At 75.1% G+C, this 2,638-nt stretch carries 3 protein-coding genes and 1 pseudogene; 2 read left to right on the top strand and 2 right to left on the bottom strand.

Going from position 1 to position 2,638, the window contains the following annotated elements; translation table 11 throughout:
* Both GT030_RS01390 and GT030_RS01385 read left to right on the top strand, forming a co-directional pair.
* Positions 1–517 (top strand): MBL fold metallo-hydrolase (locus tag GT030_RS01390; RefSeq protein ID WP_161199430.1); only part of this gene is annotated, 517 nt, incomplete at its 5' end.
* Positions 514–1,158, top strand: a complete 645-nt coding sequence (locus tag GT030_RS01385) for a VTT domain-containing protein (protein ID WP_346009535.1) — start codon at positions 514–516, stop codon at positions 1,156–1,158. The genes GT030_RS01390 and GT030_RS01385, both read left to right, overlap by 4 nt.
* On the opposite strand, the gene GT030_RS01380 is transcribed toward GT030_RS01385, so the two are convergent.
* Complete coding sequence (locus GT030_RS01380; RefSeq protein WP_161199429.1) at positions 1,109–2,266, bottom strand: MBL fold metallo-hydrolase; 1,158 nt, start codon at positions 2,264–2,266, stop codon at positions 1,109–1,111. The two genes, GT030_RS01385 and GT030_RS01380, sit on opposite strands and share 50 nt — an antisense overlap.
* Positions 2,263–2,638, bottom strand: a pseudogene (locus GT030_RS01375) (pyridoxal phosphate-dependent aminotransferase); the annotation flags it as partial. The gene GT030_RS01380 and the pseudogene GT030_RS01375, both read right to left, overlap by 4 nt.

The following is a 2,638-nucleotide window of genomic DNA, read 5'->3' as shown; positions in this document are numbered from 1 at the left end:
GGTGCCCGGACTGCGCCGGCTGCGGGGGCTCGACCTCACCGAGGTGGTGCCGGGCGACGAGGTGCGGCTCGGGGAGCTGCGGGTGCGGGTGGTGCCCGCGCTGCACGACGGACGGCGGCTGCCGTTCGGCCCGCACCGCGCCCCGGCTCTGGGCTATGTCGTGGAGGGCGAGGCGCGCACCTACTTCGCCGGGGACACCGCGCTGTTCGACGCGATGGCCGAGGAGGTCGGCCCGGTGGACGTGGCGCTGCTGCCGGTGGGCGGCTGGGGGCCGTACCTCGGTGAGGGGCATCTGGACGCGGGCCGGGCGGCACGGGCGCTGGCCCGGCTGGCGCCGGGCTGGGCGGTGCCGGTGCACTACGGCACGTACTGGCCGATCGGGATGGACGCGGTGCGCCCGCACGAATTCCACGCGCCGGGCGAGGAGTTCGTGCGCCTGGCGGCCGAGGCGGCGCCGAAGGTGACCGTGCACCGGCTGGGACACGGCGAGGGCATACGGCTGGAGGTCGGCCGGTGAGAGGCGTGGGGGGCTCGGCGGTGCTGGCCGCCGCCGCGACGACGGGTGCGCCGCTGGAGTCGACGAGTCAGGCGCTCGGCTATCCGTCGCTGTTCCTGCTGGTGCTGGTGGGGGCGCTGATACCCGTGGTGCCGACGGGGGCGCTGGTCAGCTCGGCGACGGTGGTGGCGCTGCACCGGACGGCGCCGTTCTCGCTCGCGCTGGTGTTCGTGACGGCGTCGCTGGCGGCCTTCCTGGGGGACGCGGCGCTGTACTGGCTGGGGCGGCGCGGTCTGGGCTCGCAGAGCGGGTCGCGCTGGCTGGAGGCGCTGCGGTCGCGGGCACCGGAGGAGCGGCTGAACCAGGCGCGGGAGAAGCTGGCCGAGCACGGGTTGTCGGTGCTGGTGCTGTCCCGGCTGATACCCGCCGGCCGGATTCCGGTGATGCTGGCGTGCCTGCTGGCGGAGTGGCCGCTGCGGCGCTTCGCGCGGGGCAACCTGCCGGCGTGCCTGGCGTGGGCGCTGACGTACCAGGTCATCGGTGTGCTCGGGGGTTCGCTGTTCGCCCGGCCGTGGGAGGGTGTGCTGGCGGTGGTGGTGCTGACCGTGCTGGTCAGCACGGCTCCGGGGCTGGTGCGCCGGGTGCGGGGCGAGGAGCGGTAGGGGAGGTCTCCAGGACGCGGGAGGCGCCCACGGGGAGGTCCCACAGGTCGGTCCGGGCCAGGCCCGCCTTCTCCCAGGCCGTGCGGACGCGGGTGAGGGGCTCCATGACGGGCTCGGCCGAGAGCACGAACGTCCCCCAGTGCATGGGCGCCATCCGGCGGGCGCCGAGATCGAGGGTGGCCCGTACGGCCTCCTCCGGGTCGCAGTGGACGTCGCTGAGCCACCAGCGCGGGTCGTAGGCGCCGATGGGCATCAGGGCGAGGTCGATACCGGGGTAGCGGCGGCCTATCCGCCCGAACCAGTGGCCGTAACCGGTGTCGCCCGCGAAGTAGAGACGCTGCCCGTCCGTCGCGGTCATCACCCAGCCGCCCCACAGACTGTGACAGGTGTCGGTCAGCGTGCGCTTGGACCAGTGGTGTGCGGGCACGAAGTCGAAGCGAACACCGGAGAGTTGGGCGCCCTCCCACCAGTCCAGCTCGGTGACGCGGCTGAACCTCCGGCGCCGGAACCAGCGTCCGAGCCCGGCGGGTGCGAACACCGGTGTCTCGCGCGGGAGCCGGCTCAGGGTGGGGGCGTCCAGGTGGTCGTAGTGGTTGTGGCTGATCACGACCGCGTCGACGGGCGGCAGGCTGTCCCAGGGGACACCGACCGGGGTGACGCGGGCCGGGGTGCCGAGGATGCGGCGCGACCACACCGGGTCGGTGAGCACGGTCAGTCCGCCGATCCGCACCACCCAACTGGCGTGCCCCGCCCAGGTGACGGCGAGGGTGTCGGCCCCGACGCGGGGCAACGGGCCGGGCTCGTAAGGGAGTCGGGGGATGTCGACGAGCCCCTCGGGGTCGGGGCGTACGGCGCCCTCGCGGGCGAAGCGGGCCATGGCCCGCCAACCGGGCAGCGGCGCGGTGAGCCGGTCGTGGAAGGTGCGCGGCCACACCCGGTGCTCGCCCAGCGGGCGGGGTTCGGCCAGTGGCGGCGACGCGGGCGCGAGCGGGGCACGGACGACAGCCTCGGGCGCCGAGGGCGCCGCGTCCACGGGTTCGGGAGCATCCGGCACCGGTGTGGTGGCCGTCGTGACGGTGGACCTGGACTCATGCGTCTGCTGCGTCATCGAGGAGGCTCCCATCGCACGGCTTCGTCACGGAGTTCGTCGAGGACCGACCCCAGGGTGAGCAACGCGTCCCGCGTGTACGGCAGTTCCGTCGGGTCGGGCGAGGCGAGCGCGGCCTCGCGCTCCTCGTCGGTGCCGCCCAGCAGCGCCGCGGTGGACAGCCGTACGCGCAGGGCGCCGAGGTCGTCGCCGAAGCGGTGGGCGCCGGGCGCGGGCATGCCGAGCCGGGCGGTGAGGAAGTCCTCCAGTTCCTGCGCGTCCCGCACGCCCTGCGCGGCGAGGGCTTCGCGCAGGGGACCGAGGTCGGCGTAGAGGTATCGGCCCGCCTGTGGGGGCGGGGCGAGCGCGCCGCCCGCGAGGACCGTGCGGTGC

The organism is Streptomyces sp. SID1328 (assembly GCF_009865595.1).
In the GTDB taxonomy this organism is placed as follows: Bacteria; Actinomycetota; Actinomycetes; order Streptomycetales; family Streptomycetaceae; genus Streptomyces; species Streptomyces griseoluteus.
This window is presented reverse-complemented; position numbering and strand designations above follow the sequence as displayed.